This window comes from Pseudomonas sp. Pseusp11 (assembly GCF_047304405.1).
Lineage (GTDB): Bacteria > Pseudomonadota > Gammaproteobacteria > Pseudomonadales > Pseudomonadaceae > Aquipseudomonas.
On record NZ_JBGLZF010000068.1, the window covers coordinates 1 to 23,064 of the forward strand.

The 23,064-nt window shown below is 60.1% G+C and carries 17 protein-coding genes; 5 read left to right on the top strand and 12 right to left on the bottom strand.

Translation table 11 applies throughout. The features are described 5' to 3' along the window. Positions 1-107: 107 nt before the first annotated feature. From ACCC96_RS28885 to ACCC96_RS28895, 3 genes are read right to left on the bottom strand one after another with little or no spacing between them, the layout of a single operon-like run. Positions 108-3,260 (bottom strand): CusA/CzcA family heavy metal efflux RND transporter, encoded by a 3,153-nt coding sequence (locus tag ACCC96_RS28885; RefSeq protein WP_413697589.1) that lies wholly within the window; start codon positions 3,258-3,260, stop codon positions 108-110. Between the two features lie 40 nt (positions 3,261-3,300). After that, entirely contained in the window at positions 3,301-4,473 is a 1,173-nt protein-coding gene (locus tag ACCC96_RS28890) for an efflux RND transporter periplasmic adaptor subunit (RefSeq protein WP_413697590.1), read from the bottom strand. 49 nt (positions 4,474-4,522) lie between these two features. Continuing rightward, positions 4,523-5,782 (bottom strand): TolC family protein, encoded by a 1,260-nt coding sequence (locus tag ACCC96_RS28895; RefSeq protein ID WP_413697591.1) that lies wholly within the window; start codon positions 5,780-5,782, stop codon positions 4,523-4,525. A gap of 467 nt (positions 5,783-6,249) precedes the next feature. Here ACCC96_RS28895 and ACCC96_RS28900 point away from each other — a divergent pair, with 467 nt between their 5' ends. Then, complete coding sequence (locus tag ACCC96_RS28900) at positions 6,250-6,924, top strand: heavy metal response regulator transcription factor (protein ID WP_007940896.1); 675 nt, start codon at positions 6,250-6,252, stop codon at positions 6,922-6,924. Next, entirely contained in the window at positions 6,921-8,327 is a 1,407-nt protein-coding gene (locus ACCC96_RS28905) for a heavy metal sensor histidine kinase (protein ID WP_413697592.1), read from the top strand. Before ACCC96_RS28900 ends, ACCC96_RS28905 begins: the two co-directional genes overlap by 4 nt. A gap of 82 nt (positions 8,328-8,409) precedes the next feature. Here ACCC96_RS28905 and ACCC96_RS28910 read toward each other — a convergent pair whose 3' ends face one another. Genes ACCC96_RS28910 through ACCC96_RS28935 form a run of 6 tightly spaced genes read right to left on the bottom strand, consistent with a single transcriptional unit; the run spans position 8,410 to position 14,363 of the window. Next, positions 8,410-10,152, bottom strand: a complete 1,743-nt coding sequence (locus ACCC96_RS28910; RefSeq protein ID WP_258669502.1) for an extracellular solute-binding protein — start codon at positions 10,150-10,152, stop codon at positions 8,410-8,412. 46 nt (positions 10,153-10,198) lie between these two features. Then, positions 10,199-10,471 (bottom strand): DUF2160 domain-containing protein, encoded by a 273-nt coding sequence (locus ACCC96_RS28915; RefSeq protein WP_413697593.1) that lies wholly within the window; start codon positions 10,469-10,471, stop codon positions 10,199-10,201. 10 nt (positions 10,472-10,481) lie between these two features. Next, complete coding sequence (locus ACCC96_RS28920) at positions 10,482-11,282, bottom strand: carbohydrate ABC transporter permease (RefSeq protein ID WP_007940908.1); 801 nt, start codon at positions 11,280-11,282, stop codon at positions 10,482-10,484. A gap of 8 nt (positions 11,283-11,290) precedes the next feature. After that, the gene (locus ACCC96_RS28925; protein WP_064618816.1) at positions 11,291-12,157 is read right to left on the bottom strand and encodes a carbohydrate ABC transporter permease; all 867 of its coding nucleotides are present in this window, start codon (positions 12,155-12,157) and stop codon (positions 11,291-11,293) included. Next, positions 12,154-13,269 carry an ABC transporter ATP-binding protein gene (locus ACCC96_RS28930; protein WP_413697594.1) on the bottom strand — a complete coding sequence of 372 codons (1,116 nt, stop codon included), beginning with the start codon at positions 13,267-13,269 and terminating at the stop codon, positions 12,154-12,156. The genes ACCC96_RS28925 and ACCC96_RS28930 overlap by 4 nt, the downstream gene beginning before the upstream one ends. After that, positions 13,269-14,363, bottom strand: a complete 1,095-nt coding sequence (locus ACCC96_RS28935; RefSeq protein ID WP_018925486.1) for an ABC transporter ATP-binding protein — start codon at positions 14,361-14,363, stop codon at positions 13,269-13,271. The genes ACCC96_RS28930 and ACCC96_RS28935 overlap by 1 nt, the downstream gene beginning before the upstream one ends. A 280-nt stretch (positions 14,364-14,643) precedes the next feature. Between ACCC96_RS28935 and ACCC96_RS28940 the strand changes: the two genes are divergently transcribed. Then, on the top strand, positions 14,644-16,539 hold the full coding sequence (locus ACCC96_RS28940) for a sigma-54-dependent Fis family transcriptional regulator (RefSeq protein WP_413697595.1): 1,896 nt from the start codon (positions 14,644-14,646) through the stop codon (positions 16,537-16,539). A gap of 117 nt (positions 16,540-16,656) precedes the next feature. On the opposite strand, the gene cysS is transcribed toward ACCC96_RS28940, so the two are convergent. Together cysS and ACCC96_RS28950 are read right to left on the bottom strand one after the other, a co-directional pair. Next, on the bottom strand, positions 16,657-18,039 hold the full coding sequence (gene cysS, locus ACCC96_RS28945) for a cysteine--tRNA ligase (protein ID WP_413697596.1): 1,383 nt from the start codon (positions 18,037-18,039) through the stop codon (positions 16,657-16,659). A 15-nt stretch (positions 18,040-18,054) separates the two neighbouring features. Further along, positions 18,055-19,755 carry a glutamine--tRNA ligase/YqeY domain fusion protein gene (locus ACCC96_RS28950; protein WP_413697597.1) on the bottom strand — a complete coding sequence of 567 codons (1,701 nt, stop codon included), beginning with the start codon at positions 19,753-19,755 and terminating at the stop codon, positions 18,055-18,057. 262 nt (positions 19,756-20,017) lie between these two features. Between ACCC96_RS28950 and ACCC96_RS28955 the strand changes: the two genes are divergently transcribed. Both ACCC96_RS28955 and lpxH read left to right on the top strand, forming a co-directional pair. Further along, positions 20,018-20,521: a peptidylprolyl isomerase gene (locus ACCC96_RS28955; RefSeq protein WP_258669514.1), complete on the top strand. Its 504-nt coding sequence runs from the start codon at positions 20,018-20,020 to the stop codon at positions 20,519-20,521. After that, the gene (gene lpxH / locus ACCC96_RS28960; protein WP_019648452.1) at positions 20,518-21,246 is read left to right on the top strand and encodes a UDP-2,3-diacylglucosamine diphosphatase; all 729 of its coding nucleotides are present in this window, start codon (positions 20,518-20,520) and stop codon (positions 21,244-21,246) included. The genes ACCC96_RS28955 and lpxH overlap by 4 nt, the downstream gene beginning before the upstream one ends. Before the next feature lie 127 nt (positions 21,247-21,373). Here lpxH and ACCC96_RS28965 read toward each other — a convergent pair whose 3' ends face one another. Beyond that, the gene (locus ACCC96_RS28965; RefSeq protein WP_413697598.1) at positions 21,374-22,903 is read right to left on the bottom strand and encodes a DHA2 family efflux MFS transporter permease subunit; all 1,530 of its coding nucleotides are present in this window, start codon (positions 22,901-22,903) and stop codon (positions 21,374-21,376) included. Between the last annotated feature and the right edge of the window lie 161 nt (positions 22,904-23,064).

Here is a 23,064-nt window from a genome sequence, read left to right on the forward strand (position 1 = left end):
GGGTCGCGAAGCGGCCCCTCCTTCACCCAAAAAAGAAGGGGCCTGCTGCGCAGTCCAGCGGGAGCAAGCTCCCTCGCCACAGATAGTGGTATGTCTGAAACATTGGTTTAGGGGGTGGGAGTTACTTCCTCATCCCGCCGATGCGCCAACTGATACAACGCCGGCAATATCAGCAGCGTCAGGATGGTCGAAGACAGAATCCCGCCAATCACTACCGTCGCCAACGGACGTTGCACCTCGGCACCCGTGCCGGTCGCCAAAGCCATGGGAATGAAGCCCAGGGACGCGACCAGCGCCGTCATCAACACTGGGCGCAGTCGCGTGAGCGCGCCCTCATTGATCGCATCACTGAGTGAACGCCCCTCCTCCCGCAAATTGCGGATGAACGCGATCATCACCAGGCCGTTGAGCACCGCCACCCCCGACAGCGCAATGAAACCGACGCCCGCCGAGATCGACAGCGGAATATCCCGCAACCACAACGCCATGACGCCACCCGTCAACGCAAACGGAATCCCGGTGAACACCAGCAAGCCGTCCTTGAGGTTGTTGAACATCATGAACAGCAGCCCGAACACCAACAGCAAGGCCACCGGCACCACGATCTGCAGGCGCTTGGCCGCCGATTGCAGTTGCTCGAACTGACCGCCCCACGTGGTCCAGTAACCCGCCGGCACCTGCACATCACGCTCGATGACCTCGCCCGCCTCGGCGACAAAAGATCCAATGTCACGCCCACGCACGTTGGCGCTGACGATCACCAGCCGCTTGCCGTTTTCGCGGCTGACCTGATTCGGCCCGAGCACCAGATCAAGGCTGGCGACGTCCTTGAGGGCGATGAAGCCAATCTGATCAGCCGCGCCATTCAGGGGCGCTGGCACCGGAATCAACAGTGCCGACAAACCTTCGATGTCCTTGCGCATGGCATCGGACAAACGCACCACCATGTCGAACCGCCGATCGCCTTCATACAGTGTCCCGGCCTGACGCCCGCCGACCGCCACCGCAATGGTGTCTTGCACGTCACCGACGTTGAGCCCGTAACGCGCCGCCTTGTCGCGGTCGATGTTGATGGTCAGCACCGGCAGGCCAGTGGTTTGCTCGACCTTGACCTCGGACGCGCCGTTGACCTTCTGCATGGCGGCGGCGATCTTCGCCGCCGTGGCGTTGAGCACGTCCATGTCATCCCCGAAGACCTTGACCGCGACATCGCTGCGCACGCCGGAGATCAGTTCATTGAAGCGCAACTGGATCGGCTGCGACAGTTCATAGTTGCTGCCCGGCAGCGTCGCGGCGGCTTGTTGCAGTTCGGCCATCAGTGTTTCGCGGGACTTGCCCGGATCCGGCCACTGCACCTTCGGCTTGAGCATCACATAGCTGTCGGAGATGTTCGGCGGCATCGGGTCGGAGGCGATTTCGGCGGTGCCGGTACGGGCGAACACACGCTCGACTTCGGGCACCTTGTTGAGGATCAAGGTCTCCAGACGCTGCTGCATATCCACCGATTGCGTGAGGCTGGTGCCCGGCACGCGCAAGGCTTGCAGGGCAAAATCGCCCTCACTGAGGCTCGGCACAAACTCGCTGCCCATGCGGCTGGTGAGCACGCCGCTGAGCACAATCACAGCCAGCGCCGCACCCACCGCCATGGCGCGATGGGACATCACCCACGCCAGCGCCGGCGCATAAACGCGACGCGCGCCGCGCATGACCACGCCCTCTTCTTCCTTGACCTTGCCGGTGACAAACAGCGCGATGGCCGCCGGCACAAAGGTCACCGACAACAGCATGGCGCCCAACAGCGCGATGACCACCGTAAAGGCCATCGGGTGGAACATTTTTCCTTCGACACCGCTCAGGGCGAAGATCGGCAGGTACACGACCATGATAATCAACTGGCCGAAAATCAGCGGCCGCCGCGCTTCTTTGGCGGCCGCGAATACTTCGTGGAAACGCTCGGAACGGCTCAGTAAACGCCCGTGATGCTGCTGCGCATGGGCCAGCCGTCGCAGGGTGTTTTCGACGATCACCACCGCGCCGTCGACGATGATGCCGAAGTCGAGGGCGCCTAGGCTCATCAGGTTGGCGCTGACTTTGTTGGTGAACATGCCGGTGAAGGTGAACAGCATCGACAGCGGAATGACCATCGCGGTGATCAACGCCGCGCGAATGTTGCCCAGGAACAGGAACAGAATCGCGATGACCAGAATCGCCCCTTCCACGAGGTTTTTCTTCACCGTGGCGATGGCCTTGTCCACCAGGTGCGTGCGGTCATACACCGGCACCGCGACCACGCCTTTGGGCAGGGAACGGTTGATCTGCTCAAGCCTGGTCGCCACTGCCTGGGAGACCGTTCGGCTGTTTTCGCCGATCAGCATGAACACCGTGCCCAGTACCACTTCGCGACCGTTTTCGGTGGCGGCACCGGTACGCAGTTCGCGGCCGATGTCTACGGTCGCGACGTTCTTGATCCGGATCGGCGTACCGTCGACATTGGCCATCACGATATTGGCGATGTCGTCGGTGCTCGCCACTTGCCCGGGCGCACGAATCAGCAGTTGCTCGCCGCTGCGCTCGATGTAACCGGCGCCAACGTTGGCGTTGTTGCGCTCCAGCGCCGTGACCAGATCGGTGAGGGTCAGTTTGTACGCCGCCAGCCGTTTCGGGTCGGGGGCGATCTGGTATTCCTTGGCGAATCCGCCGATGGTGTTGATCTCGGCCACACCGGGCACGTTGCGCAATTGCGGCTTGATGATCCAGTCCTGAATCACCCGCAAATCGGTTGGCGTGTAGGCGGTGCCGTCGTCCTTGAGCGCACCTTCCTGCGCCTCCACCGTCCACAGGAAAATCTCGCCAAGCCCGGTGGAAATCGGCCCCATCAGCGCTTCCGCCCCCTCGGGCAATTGCTCCCTGGCGATCTGCAAACGCTCGTTGACCAATTGCCGGGCGAAGAACAGATCGGTGCCGTCCTTGAAGATCACCGTGACCTGCGACAGCCCCGAACGCGACAGCGAACGGGTCTGTTCCAGCGCCGGCAAACCGGCCATGGCGGTTTCAATCGGGAAGGTGATGCGCTGCTCGGTTTCCAGCGGCGAGAACCCGGCCGCGCCGGTGTTGATTTGCACCTGGACGTTGGTGATGTCGGGCACGGCGTCGATCGGCAGCTTTTGATAACTGGCGATGCCGAGGCCGGCCATGAGGAGAACAGCGAGCAGCACGATGATGCGCTGCTCGATGGCAAACTGGATCAGGCGTTCGAACATGAGAACCTTCCGGTCGAGGTTGACGGATCAGTGGGAGCCTTCAATGAGAATGCTCGGCCGAGGCTTTGCCCAATTCCGATTTGAGGACGAAGCTGCCGGCACTGGCGACTTGCACGCCCGGTTCCAGCCCTTGGGTGACTTCCACCAGACCGGCCGCGCGACTGCCCAACTCCACCGCTTGCGCCTTGAAGCCGTCATCGGTGCGCACGAACACCGTGGGCTTGTCCTCGACGGTCTGGATCGCGGTTTCAGGTACGGCGACCCTTGCTTGGCGACTGTCGGTCGCAACCAGCGCGGTGACAAACAGGCCGGGACGCCACGAGCCTTGCGGATTTTCCAGGGTCACGCGGACCGTTGCAGTGCGGGTCTGTTCACCGAGCAAACTGCCGACATAGGCCACGGTGCCGGCGACTTCGGCATTGAGTTCCGGGGCGCTGACGGTGACCGGTTTGCCCACTCGCACCTTGTTCAGATCCTTGGGCGAAACGCCGAACGTCACCCACACTCGCGACAGGTCGGAGAGCGTAAACGCCGCCGTGGTTTCATCGACCACCTCCCCCGGCGTCAGGTGTTTTTCCACCACCACACCGTCGAACGGCGCGCGCAGTTCATAGCGATTGCCGCCGGTGGCGACCACGCTGCCACTGAGCACGCTGATTTTTTGTCGCGCATTGGTCAGGGCAATTTCGGCTTCTTCCAATGCCTGGCGTGCCTGAAGGAAATCCTGCTCGGCGGAGATCTTGTCCTGCCACAGTTTTTTCTCGCGTTCGTAGGTGGTGCGCGCCAAGGTCAGGCGACGCTGCGCGGCAGCCTGTTCGCTGCGCTGATCAGAGATCTGCTGACTGGCGATCACCGCCAGCAACTGGCCCTTCTTCACCGACTGCCCAAGATTGACCGACACCGACTCGACCACGCCGGGCACCCGAGGCACCACGTGCGCAGTGCGGTCTTCGTCAAAGCGCACTTCGCCGGGGAACGGCAAGCCGAGGCTGATGTTCTGCGCCCGCGCTTCGGCCAGTTGAATGCCCGCCGCGGTGATCTGTTCGGCGCTCAGTTCCAGGTGCCCTTCTTCTGCATGTTCGCCGTCGGCTGCTGCGCCTTCTTCAGCGTGATCGGCGTGCGCGTCGATGGACGCATTGCCCGACCACATCGAGCCAATACCAATGCCCAGCGCCAACGTCGCCGCAGCCACCACGATCAGTTTTTTTTCCATGGAAACTCCTCTGCGCCATGCCATCGCGCAGTGATTTGAAAGATGAAATTCAAGGGCTGACGGTGAGGTCGCCGAAGATGCGTTCGATGCGTACTCGCGCGTCCGTCGCCTCGCTGACGGCCTGGATGTATTGGCTGCGGGCGCTGATCAGGGTGCGCTGGGCGTCGAGCACATCGAGGAAGCCGAACTTGCCCATTTCGAAACCGCGTGTGGCGCTGTCGACCGCACTTTGCGCGGCGGGCAGGATGGTCTGGTTGAACGCTTCGACTTCGCCATTGGCGGTCTGCCATTGCTCAAGGCTGGTCTGGATTTCCGTGCGCAGACGCAGCTCGGTGGCGTTGCGCAGATCCCGCACCTGATCGCTGCGCCGGGCTGCCGCCAGCACGTTGCCCTGGTTGCGGCTGAACAGCGGAATCGGCATCGACAGCCCGACCACGTTGACCCGCTCGCGCTCGGTTTCGTTGTATTGACTGCCGATGCTCACAGTCAGATCTGGAATGCGCTGCGACTTTTCCAGACCCAATGAGGCTTCGCGCTGATCGATCTGCAATTTGGCCAGACGCAGTTCGGCGGTCTCGTTCAGGCGCTCCAGCAATCGGCTCGCCGGCGGCACGGTGGGCATGCTTTGCGTGGCCGCTTGCACGGTGGTCGAGGCTGGCAACGGTGCGCCCATGACCTGCGCCAATTGTTGATAGGCGTTGGCCTGATCGCGTTCGGCGCGGCTCAGCTCCAGGCGCACTTCCAAGAGTTGCACTTGCGCCCGAGTGCCTTCGACCGGCGATGATTTACCGGCCTCGATGCGTCCTTGGGCGACGCGCAAACCGTGTTCGGCGAGTTGCAGCGACTGACGCGACAACTGCAAGCGTTGTTGCGCGGTCCGGGCGCTGTTGAACGCCTGAATCACATCGGCGCGCAAGGCATTGCGCTTGCGCTCCCATTCGATCCCGGCGGCGTCCTGCGCGCGGCTGGCGACGTCGATCCGTGCGCTACGTTTGCCGCCCAGTTCGATCGGTTGGCTGAGCATCAGCGTGGTGGTTCGCGAATCGCGCCGGGTGTCTTCAGCCTCCCATGACACTTCGGGGTTGGGGATCAGACCGGCCTGTTTGCGCTCACCCTCGGCGATGCCGATTTCCCACTGCGCAGCCGCCAGATCCGGGTTACCGGCGAATGCTGTTTGCAGGGCTTGATCGAGGGTCAGGGTCGATGCATGCACAAGACCCGTGCCGGCCAGCAACACAACGCTGGCCGTCACTGTCCTCGCTGTTTTTTTCAGGCGTGCTCGCGCCGTCCGTTCTTTTAAACCGGGCAATGGAAGACTTCCTTTATTCAAGAATCTTTGATGCCGCCACGGTAGGGTTTTGAACTTATCGGCAAGGTGACTGGAACATTACAAATCCGTCATCCACGGCTTATGGAAGTTGTTTTGATCTAGGATGCGAAGTGCGAAAGGCGACATAGCAATACATGGAAACAAATACACGGTAGTTATCTGCCAAACAGCACTTGCCTGAATGTGGCGCATGGGCATTCGGGTTTGCTTGCTGCGACAGGCTGTCGCAGATCGCCATATTCAGGGCTCAAGACCCAGCATTTCAGTTGACCCTGTAGCCACTACAGCCTTTACCTTGCACGCCATCACACAGGGAAACCGCTGTAGGAAACCAGCAACTCACAACCCCCAGCCGTTATTCAAATCCGTCCGGAAGCCCCTACAAAAACAACAACTTTCCCGGCCACCTTAATTAAATATCCATTAAATAAAAGTGGTGATAGATCATGCGAATCCTTGTCGTCGAGGACGAGCTTAAAGCTGCCGAATACTTGCATCAGGGACTGACGGAAAGTGGTTATATCGTTGACCATGCGGCCACCGGCGCCGATGGACTGCATCTGGCGCAACAGCAGGCGTATGACCTGGTGATTCTGGATGTGAACCTGCCGGAACTCGATGGCTGGGGCGTGCTGGAGCAATTGCGTCGCACCCATTCCACCCGAGTGATGATGCTCACCGCGCGCGGGCGTCTGGCCGACAAGATTCGTGGTCTGGATCTGGGCGCCGACGATTATCTGGTCAAGCCTTTCGAGTTTCCGGAATTGCTGGCGCGAGTGCGCACGCTGATGCGCCGCAGCGAAAACATCCCGGTGCCGCAGGTGCTCAAAGTCGCCGACCTGGAACTTGATCCAGGGCGCCACCGTGCCTTTCGCGGCGAGCAGCGCATCGACCTGACCACCAAGGAATTCGCCCTGCTGCACCTGCTGATGCGCCAGTCCGGGGAGGTGCTTACCCGCACTCAGATCATTTCGCTGGTGTGGGACATGAATTTCGACTGCGACACCAATGTGGTCGAAGTGTCGATCCGGCGTTTGCGCGCCAAGATCGACGACCCGTTCGACAGCAAACTCATCCACACCCTGCGCGGCGTCGGCTACGTGCTGGAGGCGCGGGAATGAAGCCGGCCAGCCTGTCGATGCGCCTGGGCCTGACGGTGAGTATTCTCGGCGCACTACTGGTGGTGTTCCTGGCGATCCTTGCCTACTTTGCCCTGACCCATGAGTTGAACGCGTTATCCAGAAATAGCCTGGCCCAGAAGGTGGAACAGGTGGAACACAGCCTGTCGCTGTACGCCGATGCCGCAGAAATTCGTTCGGCGCCGCACATTCTGCTCGATCAGGTCATGGGCCATGACAACCTCACCCTGACGATTTATGACCGCAGTAACTTGCGCACGCCTCTGTTGAAATCCGGCTCCGGCATGGCCGACCCGCGCCTTGAACGCAAGGCAGTACTGGCTGCCGACGAACCACTGGCGTTCTCCGACGGTACCGACGATCAAGGCAAGCACTACCTGACGGCCTCTCGGTTGGTCCGCATCAAGGACGGCACCCGCGTCCCGGTGCTGCTGTCGATGGACGATGCCCACAATCAGGCGTTGCTCAGCGCCTATCTGCGCTCGACGCTGATTGCTTTGCCATTGCTGCTGATCTTCATCGGCCTCAGTGCCTGGGCCGCCGTACAGCGGGGGCTGATGCCGTTGCGCGAATTTCGCAAAGTGGCGGCGATGGTCTCGACGCAAGACCTCGGCCATCGGTTGTCGGTGCTCGACATGCCCCAGGAACTCAGTGAACTGGCCCGGGGGATCAACGTCATGCTGGATCGCCTCGACAATGGTGTGCAGCAGTTGTCGCAGTTCTCCGATGACCTGGCCCATGAACTGCGCACGCCGATCAACAATTTGATGGGCAAGGCACAAGTGACGCTGTCCCGGGAACGCACGGCCGAGGCGTACAAAAACGTCTTGGTGTCCTGCACCGAAGAACTGGAGCGCGTCGCGCGGATTGTCTCGGACATGCTGTTTCTGGCGCAGGCCAGCAACCCGGCAGCGCTCACGTCCTTCGAGCCGGTCGCCCTGGAAGAAGAAGCCGAGAAAGTGGCCGACCTGTTTTCCTTGTCGGCGCAAGACAAGCGCATCAGCCTGAGCGTGACCGGCAGCGCACGCGTGCTGGGTGACCGGTTGATGATTCAACGGGCGATCTCGAACCTGCTGTCCAACGCCCTGCGCCACTGCCCGGCCGGGCAAACGGTTTCGCTACACATTGAGCAAGAGCCGACTCAGGTTTCGCTGCGGGTCAGCAACCCCGGTGCGGGCATCGAAGCGCAGCATCTGCCGCATCTGTTCGACCGTTTTTACCGGGTCGACAGCAGCCGCTCCCGCTCGCAAGGCAGCACCGGACTGGGCCTGGCCATCGTGCGTTCGATCATGAGTTTGCATCAGGGAGTGGCCGAGGTTGAAAGCCTGCCCGGTGCGATGACCGTGTTCAGACTGGTTTTCCCCAAAGACGAAAATGCAATGTAGGTCACCGCAATACCTGGCGGAGGAACACGCTCAAAGTAAAACGGCACCTTTCGGTGCCGTTCGCGTTTCACATGACAGACAGTTACTTACGCGCATCCGCCCACGACTTCAGCAGTTCGTTGTAGCTCACGGTTTCACCCTTGGGCTTCTCGTTGGCCAGTTTCGGCTTCGGTGCGCCCGGTTGGTCGAACCAGTATTGCGCGTCGCGTTCCGGGTTCATTTTCGGCGCGCAAGTGGCCTGGGCCTTGGAGCGTTCCAGACGGGTCATGATCGCGTCCTGATCCTTGGCCAGACCATCGAGCGCCTGTTGCGGGGTTTTCTCCCCGCTGGCAGCTTCGGCGATGTGGCTCCACCACAACTGCGCCAGACGCGGATAGTCCGGCACGTTGGTGCCGGTCGGCGTCCATTGCACCCGCGCCGGGCTGCGATAGAACTCGACCAGGCCACCGAGCTTCGGCGCCAGGTCGGTCATGGCTTGAGAGTTGATGTCCGACTCGCGGATCGGCGTCAGGCCGACGATGGTTTTCTTCAGCGACACGGTTTTCGAGGTCACGAACTGCGCGTACAGCCAGGCCGCGAGCTTCTGTTTCTCAGGCGTGGACTTCATGAATGTCCAGGAGCCCACGTCCTGATACCCAAGCTTCATCCCCTCTTCCCAATACGGCCCTCGCGGCGACGGCGCCATGCGCCACTTCGGCGTACCGTCGGCGTTCACCACCGGCAGGCCCGGTTTGGTCATGTCTGCGGTGAACGCGGTGTACCAGAAAATTTGCTGGGCGATGTTGCCCTGGGACGGCACCGGGCCGGATTCGGAGAAGGTCATGCCCGCCGCTTCCGGTGGCGCGTACTTCTTCAGCCAGTCGACGTATTTGGTGGTGGCAAACACCGCTGCCGGGCCGTTGGTATCGCCTCCGCGGGTCACGCTGGAGCCGACCGGATGGCAGTCTTCGACACGAATGCCCCACTCATCCACCGGCAAACCGTTGGGCAAGCCCTTGTCACCGCCGCCGGCCATGGAGAACCAGGCATCGGTAAAGCGCCAGCCCAGGGACGGGTCTTTCTTGCCGTAGTCCATGTGCCCGTAGACCCGCTTGCCGTCGATTTCCTTGACGTCTTCGCTGAAGAATTTGGCGATGTCTTCATAGGCAGACCAGTTCACCGGCACGCCCAGTTCATAGCCATACTTTTCCTTGAACTTGGCTTTCAGGTCCGCCCGCTCGAACCAGTCGGCGCGGAACCAGTAGAGGTTGGCGAACTGTTGATCGGGCAATTGATAGAGCTTGCCATCGGGCGCGGTGGTGAAGGAGGTGCCGATGAAGTCCTTGATATCGAGGGTTGGCGAGGTGAAGTTTTTACCTTCATTGGCCATCAGGTCGGTAATAGCTTCAGTCTTGCCGTAACGGAAATGGGTGCCGATCAGGTCCGAGTCGTTGACCCAGCCGTCATAGATGCTCTTGTCCGACTGCATCACGGTCTGCAGCTTTTCCACCACATCGCCTTCTTGCAGCAGGTCGTGGGTGACTTTGATCCCGGTGATCTCGGTGAAGGCCTTGGCCAGCACCTTGGACTCGTATTCATGGGTGGTCAGGGTTTCCGAGACAACCTTGATGTCCATCCCGCGAAACGGCTCGGCCACCTTGATGAACCACTTCAATTCCGCGAGTTGCTGATCGGCCGTCAGGGTGGACGGTTTGAATTCGCCGCCGATCCACTTCTTCGCGGCGTCTTCGTAGGCATCAGCCCAGGCCGATGCGCTCAATCCGCTGAGTGCCAGCATGGCTGCCAGTGAAATGCTATGTCGCAGCTTATTGTTTTTATCGAACATAAGACCTCCTTTATGGGTTTCGGAGCAACATTGCCGAGCGATTCGACTAGCCCCAACGCATCACAGCCAACAGCCACACCAGGGACAACGCGAACGCTATCCAGATGCTCCAGTCGGTGACGCCGATTACCAGCAAATGCAGGTAGGCGCTGCCGAGAAGACCGATAAACAGCCGATCGCCACGGGTGGTGGTAATCGGCAGAAAACCTTTTCGAAGAGTGCTTGGCGAACGCAACTCCCAAGTCGTCATGCCCACCAGGATCAAGGCTATGACGCCGAAGAACGCCGCCGTCGGGCTGGTCCAACTCATCCATTCCATCATCAGTTCCTCATACCCGGCCCAGGGCAAAGCCCTTGGCCACGTGGTTGCGAACAAACCAGATCACCAGCATGCCCGGCAGGATGGTCAACACCCCCGCCGCTGCCAGCACGCCCCAGTCGATGCCGGAGGCCGAGACCGTGCGGGTCATCACCGCGGCGATGGGTTTGGCGTTCACCGATGTCAGGGTTCGCGCCAGCAACAGTTCGACCCAGGAAAACATGAAGCAGAAGAACGCCGTGACACCGATCCCGGAGCCGATCAGCGGAACGAAAATCTTCACGAAGAACTTGGGAAAGCTGTAGCCATCGATGTAGGCGGTTTCGTCGATTTCCTTGGGAACGCCAGACATGAAGCCCTCAAGAATCCACACCGCCAGCGGCACGTTAAACAGACAGTGAGCCAACGCCACCGCGATGTGCGTGTCGAACAAGCCGATCGAGGAATACAGCTGGAAGAACGGCAGCAGGAACACCGCCGGCGGTGCCATGCGGTTGGTCAGCAGCCAGAAGAACAGGTGCTTGTCGCCGAGGAAGCGATAGCGCGAAAACGCATACGCCGCCGGCAACGCCACGATCAGGGAAATGATCGTGTTCATGCTGACGTAGTACGCCGAGTTGAGGTAGCCGGTGTACCAGCTCGGGTCGGTGAAGATCACCTTGTAGTTGGCGAAAGTGAAATCCTGGGGAAACAGGGTCAGGCCACCAAGGATTTCGGTGTTGCTCTTGAAGGACATGTTCAGCAGCCAGTAGATCGGCACCAGCAGGAACAGGATGTAGACCAGCAGTGGAATCAGCTTTCTCTTGCTCATGGCAGGCCTCACCGATTGGCGTCAGAGTGAGTCATGGCGGTGTAGAACAGCCACGACACCAACAGGATGATCAGGAAGTACACCAGCGAGAAAGCCGCTGCCGGGCCGAGGTCGAATTGCCCTACGGCCATTTGGGTCAAGGTCTGACTCAAGAAGGTCGTGGCATTGCCCGGACCACCACCGGTCAGCACGAACGGCTCGGTGTAGATCATGAAACTGTCCATGAACCGCAGCATCACCGCGATCAGCAGTACGCTCTTGAGCTTGGGCAACTGGATGTGCCGGAACACCGCCCAGGCCGACGCCCGATCGATCCGTGCCGCCTGGTAATACACGTCTGGAATCGCCCGCAGCCCGGAGAAACACAACAACGCCACCAGCGACGTCCAGTGCCAGACATCCATCACCAACACCGTGACCCAGGCGTCCATGGTGTTGGCCGCATAGTTGTAGCTGATGCCCATGCCGTTGAGGCTGGAGCCGAGCAAGCCGATGTCGGCCCGGCCGAAAATCTGCCAGATGGTACCGACCACGTTCCACGGGATCAGCAGCGGAATCGCCAGGATAATCAGCACCAGCGACGACCAGCGGCCCTTGATCGGCATGGTCAGGGCGATGGCGATGCCCAACGGAATTTCGATCAACAACACGCAGGCGGAATAGATGAACTGGCGCAGCAGCGAGTCATGCAGCCGTGGATCGAGTAACACCTGCTTGTACCAGTCGGCGCCGACGAAATAGCGGCTGGACTGGTCGAAGATGTCCTGCACCGAGTAGTTGACCACGGTCATCATCGGGATCACCGCACTGAACGCCACCAGCAGGAACACCGGCAATACCAGCCACCAGGCCTTGTTGTTCTGCACCTTGTTCATGGCTGCACCTCGTTAATGGCTTTCGCTTCCAGCAAATAATCATCGGCGTAGACCATCAGCCATTGCCCCGGGAAACTGATGTACGCCGTGCCGTCGGGCACCGGTTTGTCCTCGGCCAGGCGTACTTTCAGCAGAACGCCGTCGAGGTTCAGGGTCATGATTTTGTAGGTGCCCAGGTCCTCGACGTGTACGACCTTTGCCCGCAACGCGTCATCAAAGGCCTCCTCCCACACATGGACGAACTCCGGACGGATGCCGACCTTCAGGCTTTTCCATTCGCCGTCGGCGATCCGCTGCTGCATCGCAGTGGACAATGGCAAGTGAGTCCCGGCAAAACCGACACCACCGGCCTGCGGCTGGACGTCGATCAGGTTCATCCCCGGGCTGCCGATGAAATAGCCGACAAAGGTGTGGCTCGGCCGTTCGAACAACTCCCGTGGCGTACCGAACTGCACGATCTGCCCGCCGTACATCACCGCGATCTTGTCGGCGAAGGTCGAGGCTTCGAGCTGATCGTGGGTGACGTAGACCATGGTGATGTTGAACTGCTCGTGGATCTGCTTGAGCTTGCGCCGCAGCTTCCACTTCAGGTGCGGGTCGATCACCGTCAGCGGTTCATCGAAGAGGATCGCCGACACGTCATCGCGCACCAGCCCACGGCCCATGGAGACTTTCTGTTTTTCATCGGCGGTGAGGTTGCGGGCCTTCTTGTGCAGCAACGCCTGAAGGTCGAGGACTTCGGCGATTTCATGCACCTTGCTGAAAATCTTCGCTTCGACCATGCCCTGATTGCGCAGCGGGAAAGCCAGGTTGTCGAACACCGTCATGGTGTCGTAGACCACCGGAAACTGGAAAACCTGGGCGATGTTGCGCTTTTCCGGGGTCAGTTCGTTGACCACTTTACTGTCGAACAACACCTGGCCCTGGGACGGGCTGAGCAACCCGGAAATGATGTTGAGCAAGGTCGACTTGCCGCACCCCGAAGGCCCGAGCAGCGCATAGGCGCCGCCCTGCTCCCAGACGTGGTCCATCTCGCGAATCGCGTAATCCTCTGGGCCGGTCGGTGTATGGGTATAGCTGTGGGCAAGGCTCTGCAAACGGATTTCGGCCATCAGGCAACCCTCGCAATGCGGCGACCGGGCGCCTGGACCAGCCGCCCCTGCATGTCGAACACAAACAGTTTATGGGTCGGGATATAGATGCGAATCGGCGCATCAACGTCGTATTCGTGCACCCCCGGCAAGTGCAGCACCAGCAGGAAATACTCGTTGCGCACATGGAGGAATGTTTCCGAACCGCTGATCTCGGCCACCTCGACGGTCACCGCCAGTTCCAGATCGTCGTCGTTGCTCGGCACCAGCGAGATATGGCTGGGACGCACGCCGAAACGGAACTCGCCCTCGCCCACCGGACGCAGATCGACGTTCAACGGGAAGTGCACGAAATTGGCGAAACTCACTTCGTTGCCGGCAATGCGCCCCGGCATCAGGTTGATCGGTGGCTCGGAGAACAACTCCGCCGCCAGCACGGTTTGCGGCTGGTGATACACCTCGGAGGACTTGCCGCTCTGAATCACCCGACCCTCGTGAAGAATCGTCGTGGTGCCGCCCAGCGCCAGGGCTTCGTTGGGTTCGGTGGTGGCGTAAATCGCAATGGTATTGCGCGCCTTGAACAGCTCGCGCATTTCCTGGCGCAGCTCTTCGCGCAGCTTGTAGTCAAGGTTGACCAGCGGCTCGTCGAACAGAATCAGCTCGGCGTCCTTGACCAGCGCCCGGGCCATGGCCGTGCGCTGCTGCTGGCCGCCGGAGAGCTCCAGTGGATGGCGCTGGAGAAACTTCTCGATGCGCAGCATCTTCGCGGTTTCCAGCACTTTGCTCTGGATCAACTCATTGGCAACGCCGCCCTGACGCAGCGGCGAGGCGATGTTCTCGAACACCGTCATGGTCGGGTAATTGATGAATTGCTGATAGACCATCGACACGTTGCGCAAACGCACCGGGCGCTGGGTGACGTCGACGCCATTCATCAGGATGCGGCCGCTGTCGGGCTTGTCCAGACCGGCCATCAGGCGCATGAGGCTGGTTTTGCCGGACAGCGTGCGACCGAGCAAAACGTTGAACGATCCGGGTTCGAAATTAAGGCACGCATCGTCGATCCAGGTCTGGCCTTCGATGGTGCGGCTGACGTGTTCCAGGATTAGTGACATGGCTCGGCCTTTTTTTATTTTTTGAGTCAAGCGACCGGAGCTACATAGCGACATCCGTGCCAAAAATCTCAAGCGTTTGATTTGGCTGGAAATTCCTTCAAACAAGCTAAAAATCGCATTCGTTGCTGAACAGAAATGAACAACCACGAATGAACAATTGAACAGTTCAACGATTGACAATGAACAAATGTGAACAACACTCTACGGATGTTTTTTGCGTGGCCCTCACGTGATGCAAAACCCATAAAAACAATAAAAGCTTGCCCAGAGATCGACCGCCATGGCCGTACCTGTCTCAAAGCGCTCCCACGATGCCATCATCCAGGACTCCTGGTCCCGCTGCCGCGCGTTCGGGCTCGATCATCAGAGCGCTCCGGCGTTCGATCAGCTGCCGGCAGACGGCATCGCCCACTTGCTGGAGAGCCAGCATTCCCTGGTGCAAACCACCCATCAGGAAGTCCTGCCGTATTACGAAAACATCCTCAGCAACTCCAATTGCCTGATCATGCTCGCCGACAATCACGGCCAGGTGCTGACGTCGTGGGGCACCCAGCGTTTCATCGAGCCGAGCCTGACCCGCGGTTTCAGCGTCGGCGCCAGCTGGATGGAGCATTGCAGCGGGACCAATGCGATCGGCACCGCGTTGGCCTGCGAGCAGGCCGTGCACATCGAGCACGATGAACATTTCCTCAAGGCCAACCGCTTCATGACCGGTTCCGCCGCGCCGATTTTCGATGCCGAGCGCAAGGTGATCGCGGTGCTGGATGTGTCCAGCGACAGCTACCTGCCGCCCTCCCACACCCTGGGCATGGTCAAGATGATGAGCCAGACCGTGGAGAACCGGCTGATCCTCAACCTGTTCCACGGCCAGCATTTCCAACTGACCTTCAACACCGGGCTGAACAACCTCGACAGCCAATGGGCCGGGATGCTGATCTTCGATGAAACCGGTCAGGTACTGTCGGCCAACCGCCGGGCCGACAATCTGCTGGGCATCAGCCTGTCGCGGGTCAGCGTCGAAAGCTTGTTCAAAGTCTCGTTGATGGAGCTGCTGAATCAGCCGGACGGCCTGCCCTTTTCCCTGCAAGCCTCAGGAAGCAACCGTTTCCAGTGCGTGCTGAAACGACCGAAACAGGCGTCGATTCAGGCGCGGCTATTCTCGGAAACGAAGAGCTCGGAAATAAAGAGCACTGAAATAAGGAATGCTGAAACTAAAAGTGCTGACCCCACCCAGGCGACACCCGCCGCGATCAGCCTCAACACCCTGCACTTTGGCGACAGCCGCGTGGAAAAAGCCGTGCGCCAGGCCGAACGTTTGCTGGAAAAGGACATTCCATTGTTGATCCACGGGGAAACCGGGGTCGGCAAGGAAGTCTTCGTCAAAGCCCTGCACCACGCCAGCTCACGCAGCAAACAACCGTTCATTGCCGTCAACTGTGCAGCGATCCCCGCCGAACTGGTGGAGTCCGAGCTGTTTGGCTACGAGAAAGGCGCGTTCACCGGCGCCAACCAGAAAGGCAGCATCGGGCTGATCCGCAAGGCCGACAAAGGCACCCTGTTCCTCGATGAAATCGGCGACATGCCGCTACCGACCCAGGCACGGCTGCTGAGGGTGTTGCAGGAACGTTGCGTACAACCGGTGGGCAGCAGCGAGTTGTTCCCGGTGGACATCCGGATCATCTCGGCGACCAACCGCTCATTGCGCGAGCAGGTGCAGTTGGGGCGGTTTCGTGAGGATTTGTATTACCGCATCGGTGGTTTGACCCTGGAACTGCCACCGCTCAGGGAACGCAGCGACAAGCAGGCACTGTTCAAGCGCTTGTGGGAACAACACCGTGAGCCGTCGCAATGGGCCGGGTTGAGCCCCGAGGTGTTGGAACTGTTCAGCCGCCATCCGTGGCCGGGGAATTTGCGCCAGGTCAGCAGCGTGATGCAGGTGGCGTTGGCCATGGCCGAAGAGCAACCCGTGCGACCGGAGCATTTACCGGATGATTTTTTTGTCGATCTGGAAATGGAGCCGGTGGATACGCCGGAGCCGATAGCCGTTGATTTGAATGATGCCGAGGCATTGAATCGGCAGTTACAGGCGGCCGGGGGGAATATTTCGCACCTGGCGCGGCGGTTGGGGGTTAGTCGCAATACCCTTTACAAGCGATTGCGCCAATTGGGGGATTGAAAGCCAAGATCAAAAGATCGTCCGAAGGCTCGGGCCGCGTTCGGACGATCTTTTGATCTTCAACCAAACAAACAAAAACCCGCACAAGGCGGGTTTTGTTTGTAGCCATCACAGCAATCAGTCAGCCAGACGCCAGGTCGTGCCGCCCTTGCCGTCTTCCAGCACCACGCCCATGGCGGTGAGCTGGTCGCGGATGCGGTCGGATTCGGCCCAGTCCTTGTTCGCGCGAGCCGTCAAACGAGCCTGGATCAGTGCGTCAACCTCAGCCGCATCGACCCGCCCTTCGGCGCCGGCCTGCAGGAAATCATCGGCCTCGAGCTGCAACACGCCCAGCACGCTGGCCAGTTCCTTCAAGCGCGCCGCCAGACCGGCCGCCGCATCCAGATCGCTCTCGCGCAGACGGTTGATCTCGCGGACCATCTCGAACAGGACGGCGCAGGCTTCCGGCGTGCCGAAGTCGTCGTTCATCACCTGGGTGAAACGCTCGACGAAGGCTTCGCCACCCGCCGGTGCCACTTTCGGCAAGCCTTTCAACGCATGGTAGAAACGCTCGAGGGCGCCCTTGGCGTCCTTGAGGTTGTCTTCCGAATAGTTGATCGCGCTGCGGTAGTGGCTCGACACCAGCAGGTAACGCACGACTTCCGGGTGGTACTTGTCGAGCACGTCGCGAATGGTGAAGAAGTTGTTCAAGGACTTGGACATCTTCTCGCCATTGATGCGAATCATGCCGCAATGCATCCACGCGTTGGCGTAGGTCTTGCCGGTGGCCGCTTCGCTCTGGGCGATTTCGTTTTCATGGTGCGGAAACTCGAGGTCGCTGCCGCCGCCATGAATGTCGAAGGTCTCGCCCAGGCAGCAGGTGGACATCACCGAGCATTCGATGTGCCAGCCCGGACGACCGTCGCCCCACGGCGATGGCCAGCTCGGTTCGCCCGGCTTGGCGCCTTTCCACAGCACGAAGTCCAGCGGGTCCTGTTTCGACTCGTCGACTTCGATTCGTGCACCGATGCGCAGGTCTTCGATCTTCTTGCGCGACAGCTTGCCGTAGCCCATGAACTTGGCGACGCGGTAGTACACGTCGCCATTGCCCGGTGCGTAGGCGTAGCCCTTGTCGATCAGGGTCTGGATCATCGCGTGCATGCCGGCAATGTGACCGGTGGCGCGCGGTTCCATGTCCGGTTTGAGAATGTTGAGGCGAGCCTCATCCTCGTGCATCGCTGCGATCATGCGCTCGGTCAGCGCTTCGAACGACTCGCCGTTTTCACGGGCGCGATTGATGATCTTGTCGTCGATATCGGTGATGTTGCGCACGTAGGTCAGGTCGTAACCGCTGAACCGCAACCAGCGGGTCACCAGGTCGAACGCGACCATGCTGCGGCCGTGACCCAGGTGGCAGTAGTCATATACGGTCATCCCGCAGACGTACATGCGCACCTTGTTGCCATCCAGCGGCTTGAAGACTTCTTTGCTCTTGGTGAGCGTGTTGTAGATCGTAAGCACTTTAATTTCCTTGAATCACTGGCCCCACGAATCACGCAGGGTCACGGTACGGTTGAATACCGGAGCGCCCGGTTTCGAGTCCTTGATATCCGCGACGAAGTAACCTTCGCGCTCGAACTGGAAACGGTCTTCCGGCTGTGCGTTGCCCAACGAGGGTTCAGCACGACAACCGGTGAGGACTTGCAGTGAGTCAGGGTTGATGTTGTCCAGGAAACTAGCGCTGTCTTCGGCCTTCTCCGGGTTCGGAGAACGGAACAGACGATCGTACAGACGCACTTCGCACTCGACGCTGGCCGCGGCCGGCACCCAGTGGATCACGCCTTTGACCTTGCGGCCTTCGGGGTTCTTGCCCAGGGTATCCGGGTCGTACGAGCAACGCAGTTCGACGATGTTGCCATCGGCGTCCTTGATCGCTTCGTCGGCACGGATCACGTAGCTGCCGCGTAGACGCACTTCGCCGTTCGGCTCCAGGCGCTTGTAGCCTTTTGGCGGCTCTTCCATGAAGTCATCGCGGTCGATGTAGATTTCACGGGCGAACGGCAGCTTGCGCACGCCGAGTTCTTCTTTCTGCGGATGACGTGGCAGTTCGAGATTCTCGACTTGGTCTTCCGGGTAGTTGGTGATCACGACTTTCAACGGACGCAGCACGCACATGGCACGCGGGGCATTCGCGTCCAGGTCCTGACGGATGCTGAACTCGAGCATGCCGAAGTCGACCACGCCATCGGAACGGTTGGTGCCGATCATGTCGCAGAAGTTGCGGATCGACGCCGGGGTGTAGCCGCGGCGGCGGAAGCCCGACAGCGTGGACATGCGCGGATCGTCCCAGCCGTTGACGTGTTTCTCGTCCACAAGCTGCTTGAGCTTGCGCTTGCTGGTGATGGTGTAGTTCAGATTCAGACGGCTGAACTCGTACTGACGCGGGTGCGCCGGTACTGGCAGGCTGTCGAGGAACCAGTCGTACAGCGGACGATGGCTTTCGAACTCCAGGGTGCAGATCGAGTGGGTGATGCCTTCGATGGCGTCCGACTGACCGTGGGTGAAGTCGTAGTTCGGGTAGATGCACCACTTGTCACCAGTCTGGTGGTGATGGGCATGACGGATGCGATACATGATCGGGTCGCGCAGGTTCATGTTCGGCGAGGCCATGTCGATCTTGGCCCGCAGCACACGTGCGCCGTCCTTGAATTCGCCGGCCTTCATGCGGGCGAACAGGTCGAGGTTTTCTTCAACCGAGCGGTCGCGGAACGGGCTGTTCTTGCCCGGCTCGGTCAGAGTGCCGCGATATTCCTTGGCCTGTTCAGGGGTCAGGTCGTCGACGTAGGCCTTGCCGGCCTTGATCAGCTCTACCGCCCAGTCGTGCAACTGGTCGAAATACTGCGAGGCATAGCGCACTTCACCGGACCATTCGAAGCCCAGCCATTTGACGTCGCTTTCGATCGCGTCGATGTATTCCTGGTCTTCCTTGGCCGGGTTGGTGTCGTCGAAACGCAGGTGCGTGACGCCGCCGAATTCCTGGGCCAGGCCGAAGTTCACACAGATCGACTTGGCGTGACCGATGTGCAGGTAACCGTTGGGCTCAGGCGGAAAACGGGTAACGATCTGCGTGTGCTTACCCGAGTCCAGGTCCGCCTGGATGATCGGGCGCAGGAAATTGACCGGCACGGCAGGGCCGGTCTTGGAATTCGAGGTAGGGTCGACAGTGGGCTTGCTCATAGGATCCTTGAACGTACAAGTGCGCGGCCAGTTGGCCAAATCAAAGCGGCTGTTATAAATCAAAGGGGCTTATCATAGCCGATGCTGTCAAGTGGCTGACAGAGCAGGCCGGCAATCGGTTGCATTTAATCGGCCGGCGATGAAAAACAGCCTCGAAATTCACGCCCGGCACGCTAAACTGCGCACCTTGGCCGACACTGGCCGGACCGGTTGAGGGCCAAAGCGCCCTGAAACCCACGAATTTCTATAAAGAGTACTGATCATGACTCAAGTCAAACTGTCTACCAACTTCGGCGACATCGTCCTGGAACTGAACGCTGAAAAGGCACCGCTGACCGTTGCCAACTTCATCGAATACGTCAAGGCCGGTCACTACGAAAACACCGTTTTCCACCGCGTCATCGGTAACTTCATGATCCAGGGCGGCGGTTTCGAGCCAGGCATGAAAGAAAAGAAAGACAAGCGCCCAAGCATCCAGAACGAAGCCGACAACGGCCTGCCGAACGTGAAGTACAGCGTGGCCATGGCCCGCACCATGGAGCCGCATTCGGCTTCCGCCCAGTTCTTCATCAACGTGGCTGACAACAGCTTCCTGAACCACAGCGCCAAGACCGTTCAGGGTTGGGGCTACGCCGTATTCGCCAAAGTAGTTGAAGGCACCGACGTCGTCGACAAGATCAAAGGCGTGGCCACCACCTCCAAGGCCGGTCACCAGGACGTACCTGCAGACGACGTGATCATCGAGAAAGCCGAGATCATTGAGTGATACTGCTGATTTCAGACTTGCATCTGGAAGAGGAGCGCCCGGACATTACCCGGGCGTTTCTGGATTTGCTCGCTGGACGCGCCCGCTCGGCGAGTGCGCTGTACATTCTGGGCGACTTTTTCGAGGCGTGGATTGGCGACGATGCCATGACAGCCTTCCAGCGTTCCATCTGCCAAGCCCTGCGGAACTTAAGCGACAGCGGCACGGCCATTTTCCTGATGCACGGCAATCGCGACTTCATGCTCGGCAAGGCCTTCTGCAAAGCAGCCGGCTGTACCTTGCTCAAAGATCCGAGTGTCGTGCAGTTTTACGGCGAGCCGGTGCTGTTAATGCACGGCGACAGCCTCTGCACCCGCGACGTCGGTTATATGAAGCTGCGACGCTATCTGCGCAACCCGATCACCCTGTTCATCCTGCGCCATCTGCCTTTGGGCACCCGGCATAAACTGGCGCGCAAGCTGCGCAGCGAAAGCCGTGCGCAGACGCGGATGAAGGCCAATGACATTGTCGATGTCACGCCGGAAGAAGTGCCGCGGGTCATGCAGGCCTATGGCGTGAAAACCCTGATCCACGGCCATACCCATCGCCCCGCCATCCACAAATTGCAGATTGGCGAGCAGGCGGCCAAGCGCATTGTGCTGGGGGATTGGGACCGTCAAGGCTGGGCGTTGCAGGTGGATGAGCAAGGGTTTGCGTTGGCGCCGTTTGATTTCGTTACGCCATAAAAACCTAAGATCAAAAGATCGCAGCCTCGTTTCACTCGACAGCTCCTACATTGACCACGTTAGGCAATGCACCTGTAGGAGCTGTCGAGCGGAGCGAGGCTGCGATCTTTTAACAGGCGCCACCAAATCAATGCCCTGCCGAAGCCGGCCCCGCCTTCGCCGCAAACGGCGGTTTCGCCAGCCATACCAGCAGAATCAAGCCCATGAACGCCCACCCCAGCAACGTGAAGTAATCCACGGTGGAGAGCATGTACGCCTGGCTGGTCAGCACATGATCCAGTTGCGCGTAGGCCGGGTTGCCCGCCCCGCCCAGCGTGTTCAACGCCTCCCGGGTCGCCGGCTCATAGGTGGTGATGCTTTCACTCAGATACGCATGGTGCTGATCGGCCCGGCGAATCCAGATCCAGGTGGTCAACGACGCCGCAAAACTACCGCCCAGGGTCCGCAGGAAGGTCGCCAGCCCCGCGCCGTCGGCAATCTGGCTCGGCGGCAGGTCCGACATCAAAATGCTCAAGGTCGGCATGAAGAACAGCGCCACGCCGATGCCCATGAACAGCTGCACCAGGGCGATGTGCTGGAAGTCCACTTCGTTGGTAAACCCGGCGCGCATGAAGCAACTCAAACCGATGCAGAGGAACGCGCCACCGGCCAGCAGTCGCAGGTCGAACCGGTGCGCATACTTGCCGACAAACGGCGACAACACCACCGGCAGAATACCGATCGGCGCCACCGCCAATCCGGCCCAGGTGGCGGTGTAGCCCATCTGGGTTTGCAGCCATTGCGGCAGGATCAGGTTGATGCCGAAGAACCCGGCGTAACCGCCCACCAGCACAATAGTGCCGATGCGGAAGTTGCGGTAGGCGAACAGCCGCAGGTTGACTACCGGGTGTTTGTCGGTCATTTCCCAGATCACGAACACCGCCAGCGCAATCACCGAAATAGCCGCGCCGATGATGATGAAATTCGACTCGAACCAGTCCAGGTCATTGCCCTTGTCGAGGATCACCTGCAACGCGCCGACGCCAATGATCAAGGTGATCAGCCCCACGTAATCCATCGGCTGGTAACTGGTCACCACCGGACGCGCCTTCAATTGCTGGCGCACTACCATCACCGCGAAGATCCCGATCGGCACGTTGATAAAGAAGATCCACGGCCAGCTGTAGCTGTCGGTGATCCAGCCGCCGAGGATGGGACCGGCAATCGGCGCCACCACCGTGACCATCGCCAGCAACGCCAGGGCCATGCCGCGCCTGGCGGGCGGATAGACCGCGATCAACAGCGTCTGGGTCATGGGGTACAACGGCCCGGCCACCAGGCCTTGCAGTACCCGAAAGCCGATCAGCTCCGGCATCGAAGTCGAGATACCGCACAGAAACGACGCCAGCACGAACAGCATCGTCGCCCAGAGAAACAGTTTCACCTCACCAAAGCGCCGGCTGAGCCAACCGGTCAGCGGCAGCGCGATGGCGTTGCTCACGGCAAACGAGGTGATCACCCAGGTGCCCTGCTCCGAACTCACGCCTAGGTTGCCGGAAATCGTCGGCAAGGCCACGTTGGCGATGGTGGTGTCGAGCACTTGCATGAACGTCGCCAGCGACAGGCCGATGGTGCTGAGCACCAGGCTGGGCGGCGAGAAAGAGGCGTTATGGCTCATCGCGAATCCTTTGGAGCTGAATTTTTTGGAGCGGGATTGGCACAGCGCCTGTTACTGACGCAGCTGACCTTGTGGGAGCAAGCTTTTGTGGCGAGGGAGCTTGCTCCCGCTCGGCTGCGAAGCAGTCGCAGAGCTTTTGGGGTCTCTTCGCGACCCAGCGG

Coding starts and splice junctions, on each gene's coding strand:
- ACCC96_RS28885 (WP_413697589.1), bottom strand. CDS start 3,260: ATGTTCGAACGCCTGATCCAGTTTGCCATCGAGCAGCGCATCATCGTG.
- ACCC96_RS28890 (WP_413697590.1), bottom strand. CDS start 4,473: ATGGAAAAAAAACTGATCGTGGTGGCTGCGGCGACGTTGGCGCTGGGC.
- ACCC96_RS28900 (WP_007940896.1), top strand. CDS start 6,250: ATGCGAATCCTTGTCGTCGAGGACGAGCTTAAAGCTGCCGAATACTTG.
- ACCC96_RS28905 (WP_413697592.1), top strand. CDS start 6,921: ATGAAGCCGGCCAGCCTGTCGATGCGCCTGGGCCTGACGGTGAGTATT.
- ACCC96_RS28910 (WP_258669502.1), bottom strand. CDS start 10,152: ATGTTCGATAAAAACAATAAGCTGCGACATAGCATTTCACTGGCAGCC.
- ACCC96_RS28915 (WP_413697593.1), bottom strand. CDS start 10,471: ATGGAATGGATGAGTTGGACCAGCCCGACGGCGGCGTTCTTCGGCGTC.
- ACCC96_RS28920 (WP_007940908.1), bottom strand. CDS start 11,282: ATGAGCAAGAGAAAGCTGATTCCACTGCTGGTCTACATCCTGTTCCTG.
- ACCC96_RS28925 (WP_064618816.1), bottom strand. CDS start 12,157: ATGAACAAGGTGCAGAACAACAAGGCCTGGTGGCTGGTATTGCCGGTG.
- ACCC96_RS28930 (WP_413697594.1), bottom strand. CDS start 13,269: ATGGCCGAAATCCGTTTGCAGAGCCTTGCCCACAGCTATACCCATACA.
- ACCC96_RS28935 (WP_018925486.1), bottom strand. CDS start 14,363: ATGTCACTAATCCTGGAACACGTCAGCCGCACCATCGAAGGCCAGACC.
- ACCC96_RS28940 (WP_413697595.1), top strand. CDS start 14,644: ATGGCCGTACCTGTCTCAAAGCGCTCCCACGATGCCATCATCCAGGAC.
- ACCC96_RS28950 (WP_413697597.1), bottom strand. CDS start 19,755: ATGAGCAAGCCCACTGTCGACCCTACCTCGAATTCCAAGACCGGCCCT.
- ACCC96_RS28955 (WP_258669514.1), top strand. CDS start 20,018: ATGACTCAAGTCAAACTGTCTACCAACTTCGGCGACATCGTCCTGGAA.
- ACCC96_RS28965 (WP_413697598.1), bottom strand. CDS start 22,903: ATGAGCCATAACGCCTCTTTCTCGCCGCCCAGCCTGGTGCTCAGCACC.